Source organism: Terriglobia bacterium (assembly GCA_036496425.1).
Classification (GTDB): Bacteria; Acidobacteriota; Terriglobia; order 20CM-2-55-15; family 20CM-2-55-15; genus 20CM-2-55-15.
Window position 1 is genome coordinate 21,967 of the sequence record DASXLG010000056.1, and the last position, 6,546, is coordinate 28,512.

At 57.6% G+C, this 6,546-nt stretch carries 5 protein-coding genes; 1 reads left to right on the top strand and 4 read right to left on the bottom strand.

All coding sequences use genetic code 11. The annotated features are described in order from the left end of the window. Window positions 1-8: 8 nt before the first annotated feature. The 3 genes from ligA to VGK48_03770 are packed head-to-tail and all read right to left on the bottom strand — an operon-like array spanning window position 9 to window position 3,881. The gene (ligA, locus tag VGK48_03760; GenBank protein ID HEY2380280.1) at window positions 9-1,982 is read right to left on the bottom strand and encodes an NAD-dependent DNA ligase LigA; all 1,974 of its coding nucleotides are present in this window, start codon (window positions 1,980-1,982) and stop codon (window positions 9-11) included. A 13-nt stretch (window positions 1,983-1,995) separates the two neighbouring features. Next, window positions 1,996-3,564, bottom strand: coding sequence for a M28 family metallopeptidase (locus VGK48_03765; protein ID HEY2380281.1), 1,569 nt, complete (start codon window positions 3,562-3,564; stop codon window positions 1,996-1,998). A 32-nt stretch (window positions 3,565-3,596) separates the two neighbouring features. Next, the gene (locus VGK48_03770) at window positions 3,597-3,881 is read right to left on the bottom strand and encodes a hypothetical protein (protein ID HEY2380282.1); all 285 of its coding nucleotides are present in this window, start codon (window positions 3,879-3,881) and stop codon (window positions 3,597-3,599) included. A 119-nt stretch (window positions 3,882-4,000) separates the two neighbouring features. Here VGK48_03770 and murD point away from each other — a divergent pair, with 119 nt between their 5' ends. Further along, window positions 4,001-5,347, top strand: a complete 1,347-nt coding sequence (murD, locus tag VGK48_03775) for a UDP-N-acetylmuramoyl-L-alanine--D-glutamate ligase (GenBank protein ID HEY2380283.1) — start codon at window positions 4,001-4,003, stop codon at window positions 5,345-5,347. A gap of 33 nt (window positions 5,348-5,380) precedes the next feature. On the opposite strand, the gene VGK48_03780 is transcribed toward murD, so the two are convergent. Next, window positions 5,381-6,546, bottom strand: a 1,166-nt coding sequence (locus VGK48_03780; protein ID HEY2380284.1) for a hypothetical protein, incomplete at its 5' end; no start/stop codon positions are given.

Sequence of the window (6,546 nt, forward strand, 5' to 3'; positions counted from 1 at the left end):
TGTCTGGATTATAGCATCCCGCGGAATTCCGGTTCGTCCAGGATCGTGACCCCTAACTCCCGCGCTTTATCCAGCTTGGAGCCCGGATCGCGCCCGGCCACCACGAAACCGGTCTTTTTACTGACGGATGAGCTGACGCGGCCGCCCCGCTCCGCAATGAGGGCGGCAGCCTCTTCTCGTGTCATCGTGTCCAGAGTTCCCGTGAGAACAAACGTTTTTCCTGCAAACGTCTGTTCCGGCTTCGGTTGTTCGACGATATCGCCGCGCATTGGTAAGCCGGCCGCGCGCAATCTCTCGATCAATGCGCGATTTTCCGGCTGCCGGAAAAACTGATGAACACTTTCGGCCAGCTTGGGCCCGATTTCGTGGACGGCCTCCAGGTCTTCGCTGCTCGCCTGTTCCAGCCGCTCGATGGAGCCGAAATGGCCGGCGAGAATCTGCGCCGTCCGCTCTCCCACATGCCGGATACCGATGCCGAATAGCAGTCGCCAGAATTCCAGCGAAGGCCCGGCCGCGATTTCGCGAAGGAGGTTCTCGGCGGACTTTCGCCCCACACGTTCGAGTTCTTCCAGCTGCTCCTGAGTCAGGTGGTAAAGATCCGAAACATCGCGCACGAGACTCTTCTCGACCAGTTGATCGACGAGGCGGGTTCCCAGACCGTCGATTTTCATGGCCTTCCGGCTCGCCCAGTGGAGCAGCGATTCTTTCAATTTCGCCGGACAGGTCTGCGACTGGCAGCGCCGGACGGCTTCACCTTCCTCACGGTAGACTTCGCTGCCGCAGATCGGGCAGCGGGCCGGCATGTGGAACGGAATCCGGTCGGGCGCCGGCTCGACGACGCTGACGACTTTCGGGATGACGTCGCCGCCGCGCTCGAGCAGCACGCGATCGTTGATCTGAAGACCGAGCCGTTCGATCTCGTCTTCGTTGTGAAGCGTGGCATTGCGGATCGTGGTGCCGCCGAGCTGGACCGGCTCCAGTTCCGCTACCGGCGTGAGCGCGCCCGTTCGTCCGACCTGAACCCGGATGTTAACGAGTTTCGTGACGGCCTGCCGGGCTTTGAACTTCACGGCGATGGCCCAGCGCGGAGATTTCGAAGTGCTGCCGAGCCGTCCCTGAAGATCGACGGAATTGACTTTCACCACAACCCCGTCGATTTCGTAGTCCAGCTCGTCGCGATGCGCCTCCCAATGGCGGCAGAAGTGGATAACTTCCTGGAGCGAACGGCAAAGCGTCCGGTTCGGATTCACTTTGAGCCCGAGTTTCGTAATCCACTTCAAGTTCTCCGACTGGAGCTCCCGCGTCGGTTGAATCCAGTAACCGTAGTAGTCGAGAGCGCGCCTGGCGGCCATCGAGGGATCGAGCTGGCGCAGTGAGCCGGCGGCAGCATTTCTTGGATTCGCGAACCGGGACTCGCCGGCCTGCTCGCGCTCTTCATTCAGCTGGCGGAAGGCAGGAAGGTTGAAGAACACCTCGCCGCGAATCTCGACAGAAACGCTTTCGTTCAACCGGAGCGGCACCGAGCGGATCGTGCGGACGTTGGTTGTAACGACTTCTCCGGTGCGGCCGTCGCCACGCGTCACCGCTTTGTCGAGCAGGCCATTTTCATAGATGAGCGCCACGCTGAGCCCGTCGATCTTGAGTTCCGCGACGTAATCGACATCCTCCGTCTCGGCGAGCTGGACGACACGGCGGCCCCATTCCTCCAGCTCTTCTTCGGAATACGCATTTTCCAGGCTGAGCATCGGCCTGGAAAACGTGTATGAGGGAAACTCCTTCGCCGGCTCGCCGCCGACCCGTTGGGTTGGAGAGTCGGACGTGATCAGTTCCGGATGCTGCTCTTCGAGCTGCTTGAGCTCGCGCATCATCTGGTCGAAATCGAAATCGGAAATGGAGGGCTCGGCCAGGACGTAGTAACGGTACTCGTGCTCGCGCAACTGCTGCCGGAGTTCCTCGATGCGGCCCGTTACGGACTTCTTCATCCGTTGAATCCGTTCAATCCGTCTTTCTGTGAAATTCCGCCGTCGGCTTCCATTGCGGCCACTGCTCTCCGTTCGCGACGTGCACGCCGACCTGGAGGAAAGCGTCGGCATCTTTGGCGGCGATGGTCATATTCCATTTGGGGTCGTATTCATCGGAAGGCTTATGGTAGCGCTTCGCCGTGAAATCATCCTCATCCGGGCGGGTCACGGTACTCGTATAGAGTGCAGGAATGCCGCTCTTCGCAAAGCTGAACTGGTCGGAGCGGAAATACTCGCCTTTTTCAGGCTCACCATTCGGAACAATATCCCGCCCCTGCTTCGACGCGACATCCCGGAGCAAATCTTCCAGTGTCGTATAGCCATAACCAATCACTTGAATATGATTGTCGTCGCGGCCATACACATTCGCTCCATCAAAATTCAGGTCGGCGAGTGTCTTGTTCAGCGGGAAGACCGGGTGCTCGGCGTAGTAAGCCGAACCCAGCAGCCCCTGCTCTTCTGCAGTGACCGCCAGAAAAACGAACGACCGTTTCGGTCTCGGCTGGATCTTTGCCGCGGCGCGCGCGATTTCCATGATCGTCGCGACGCCGGAGGCATTGTCGACCGCTCCGTTATAGATTTTGTCGCCGTTCTGCGGCTCGCCGACACCCAGATGGTCCCAATGAGCCGTGAAGATCACATACTCATCGGGTTTTTCGGACCCATCGAGCACACCAATGACGTTCTTTGAATCGACGGTGCGCATTTTATTGTGAATATCGATCGCAGCCGAAATGCCGAGCGGAATCGGCCTGAAGTCCGGTTGCAAAGCCTTTTTTTTGAGCTCGTCGAAATCCATGCCTGCCGATTTGAAGAGGCTTGCTGCGATGTCTTTCGTGAGCCAGCCTTGCAGCGGCACCGTCGATCCGCCTTTATCGGAGCGGACGATATCGAACTGTTCGCCCGACCAGGAGCCCCGGACAACTTCCCATCCGTATCCGGCGAACGGCGTTTCGTGAATGATCAGCGCGCCCGCGGCGCCCTGCCTCGCCGCTTCTTCAAATTTGTAGGTCCAGCGGCCGTAATACGTCATTGCCTTACCGCCGAACTTGGATTGGTCTTCAAGCTGGGGATCGTTGATCAGGACGACGATGATCTTGCCTTTGACGGAATCCTTGAAGTCGTTCCACTGGTATTCCGGGGCCACGACTCCATAACCGCAAAAAACGAGATCGCCGGCAACCGGGATCGAGTCCTTCTGCTGTTTCGACCATCCCATGAACTCGTCGCCGGGCTTCAGATTTCGGACGCCGCCTTTCCCTGTCAGCTTCAAAGGAGAAACTGTTGATGTCACACCCACCAGCGGAACCGGCTGAAATTGCGTCTTCAGGCCTATCGATTTGAAAAAATCGCCGATGTATGCGGTTGCCAGCTCCTCGCCCTTACCGCCGGGAGCGCGGCCTTCCATCTGGTCGGAAGCCAGGCTTCTAATGTGAGCTTTGATTGCATTCCCGTCGACCGGAGGAACGGTCGGGTCCGGAGCGTGCCGCGCGCAGGACACGACAAAGACCAGGCCCAGCGCGATGGCGGAAAATGAGCGCATTCGCCGAGATTAGCGTGGGCCGTGAAATGAAGTCAATTCGGCGTTTCGGTGCGCTCCGCATTCCGGACGCCTTGTTCGATCTTCTTCAGCAACATCGTGCGCGCGGTATCGAGAATTTCCCTCTCATCCCGCTCTTTGATTTTGACGTTGTTCTTTTGCGCCCAATACCGCAGGTTTGTGATGTCCGGACTGTTACGGAAATCGGCGCCGAAGCTGCAACACCAGCGTACGAAATCCCTGGCCTGCTCATAAGATTCGGGCGGCGGAGCATCGAATAAAGAAGGGCCGGCGTCTTGAGACTCGAATAGTTCACGCATGGGAGACAGTTTGTGCGCCGGTAGGGACAAAACAGGTCTTCCCTATTTCTTGTGCCTTTTTGTGCTTCTTGTGGTTCCTTCCCCCTCCTCTCAAGGCCTCCTGCTATATTCTCAACTGAATGAAACTGGGGGATCTCGAATCCAAATCCATTCTTATTCTCGGGTTCGGCACGGAAGGCCAGGCGACTTACGAATACCTCCGGCGGCATTGGCCGTTGAAACCGCTATCGATTGCGGATCGCCGAAGCATGGATGCGTTTTCCGGAGACGTTATCCGGCGGATTCAGGACGATACCGCGCTGAGCGTGAACTTCGGAGCGAGGTATCTCGATTCGGCCGACGGATATAACAGCCAGGTGATCGTCAAAACACCCGGGATTCCAGCCACACTTGATGCTATCGTCCGCGCCCGCAAGATGGGCTGCATGCTGACCTCGCATTCCCAGATTTTCCTCAGCAGCTACCCGCGGGAAAAGGTGATCGGCATCACCGGGACGAAAGGAAAAAGCACGACCAGCGCGCTCATCCATCACATCCTGATGTCGGCAGGAATGCCTGCGTTTCTGGTCGGAAATATCGGGCAGCCGCCGCTGGCGCTGATCGACGAAGCGGCGCCGGGCACATGGTTCGTGCATGAGTTCTCAAGCCATCAACTGGCCGAGATCGAAACCAGCCCGCATATCGCGGTGCTGCTGAATATCGTTCCCGAACACCTGGACTATTACGCCACGTTCGAAGAGTACGTTGCGGCAAAAGAGAACATCACGAAGTTCCAGACCGCCGATGATTTTCTCGTCTACTCGGCCGATCATCCGATTCCCACGGCCATTGCCGGACGCACAAAAGCCGGGCTCAGGCCTGTCCGCAGTGCCGATCCGCTCGACGATGTGATCGCCGCCGATGAAATACCGCTGCCGGGAAAGTTCAATCTGGAAAACGTGCGGGCGGCGATTGCGGCGGCATCGCTGTGCGGAGTTAAACCGGAAGCGATGCCGGAAGCGATCCGGACATTCAAACCGCTTCCTCACCGGCTCGAGCCCGTCGGGACATTCAAAGGCATCGCCTTCTACGACGACTCGATCGCCACGGTTCCGGATGCGACGCTTGCAGCACTCGACGCGCTCGGCTCGAACGTGCAAACTCTCATTCTCGGCGGGCACGAGCGCAACCTCGACTTCAAGGAATTCGGACAGCGGCTGCCGGCAAACATCCGGACCGTGATTCTGTTCCCTCCAACGGGCGTCCGCATCTGGCAGGCCATTGAAACAAATTCAAATCACGCCGCGCTGCCGGAAGCCTTCTTCGTCCGTGAGATGGAACAGGCGGTCAAGATCGCCTACCAGAAGACGGAGCAAGGCCGCATCTGCCTGCTCTCTCCCGCCGCACCCAGCTTTGGAACTTTCAAAGATTACAGAGAGCGCGGCGACCTCTTTAAAGCATTCGTGAGGAAGCTTTCGAACTCCTGATCGGGTTAGATACCATTCCCCGCGACGCGAGCATTAGGTACGCTGTTCGGCCGCTGCGTGGACCGACTGAGACGCAACTTCCGCCGGCTTTTCCTCCGGCAGCAGAGTGCAGGCGTAAAGGTAGTCCTGCTTGTTGTTATGGCAGTAAACGAGATATTCCAACCAATCCTCGGAGCGCTTGAAGGTGGGGCGGGTCCGCCATACCGCATACGCAACGGGCTTGTTTTCCAATGGAACCGGCTTTCCTCGGAGGACGCCTTGGCAGAACTCCCACAAATTGTGGTGCACGCGGACTCTGAGGCTCGGACCAGCAGCCGGAGTGCGGAAGAGTTTCTCGTTGAAGTCGATGGCTTCGCAGAGAAGTAACGCATCGAAGCCTGACGAAACTTTCTCCTGCGCATACTGCAGAAGGATGCGTTTGGCCTCCTGGTAAAATGCGCCCAGCTTCGAATCCAGCACGAGCCCGATCAAAGCATACTGGTTTGCCGGCCACACTACATTCAACCATTTCTCCGAAGGGCAGTATTCCCACGAACCGCTCTGGATGTCGCGGGCCTTGTGATGGAAGAAGTCCACCACGCTTCTTACGACAGGAAACTGATTACCGTCGGCTTTGGCAAAGGCCTCGATCAATCTGCCGTAGTCCAGTCCATAAAGTTCGTGCAGCACGATGAATGGCACCTGAAGAAGGCGCTGGAAGTACACAAGATCCGCCATCCACATGAAGGTTTTCGTTTCGACCCACTTCTCCGGAGGAAGGGAGTTCGTAGCGATTACAGTCTTCACGTATTCCGGGGTCTCCTCGTTTCTGCCCTTGTCGATGTTCGAATGGACTTCCACGATCTCCTGGTCCACCCCAACGATGCCGTGCAGTTTCATCTGTTCGGGCTGAGAAATTTCTGCATTCGGCAGCAACTGACAGTTATAGAAGAACAGATAGTGATGCTGTCCGCCGGCAATTATCGTGGAAAAACCGTCGACAAAGCTGTCGTAGGTCTCACCGGGAAGGCCCAGAATAATGTCCGTGTAGGTGGGAACTTCCTCGCGGCTGTACCGGCTCTGCAGTTGGGCAAAAGAATCGATGGATATGTTGTCCCGTTTGACATTTCGAAGAGTCGTGGGATCCAGCGACTGGAACGAGAGCGTGACCCCGGAACTCAACCCTGCTTCATGCAAACGCTTCTGAACGCGGTATGACC

Coding starts and splice junctions, on each gene's coding strand:
- VGK48_03770 (HEY2380282.1), bottom strand. CDS start 3,881: ATGCGTGAACTATTCGAGTCTCAAGACGCCGGCCCTTCTTTATTCGAT.
- ligA (HEY2380280.1), bottom strand. CDS start 1,982: ATGAAGAAGTCCGTAACGGGCCGCATCGAGGAACTCCGGCAGCAGTTG.
- murD (HEY2380283.1), top strand. CDS start 4,001: ATGAAACTGGGGGATCTCGAATCCAAATCCATTCTTATTCTCGGGTTC.
- VGK48_03765 (HEY2380281.1), bottom strand. CDS start 3,564: ATGCGCTCATTTTCCGCCATCGCGCTGGGCCTGGTCTTTGTCGTGTCC.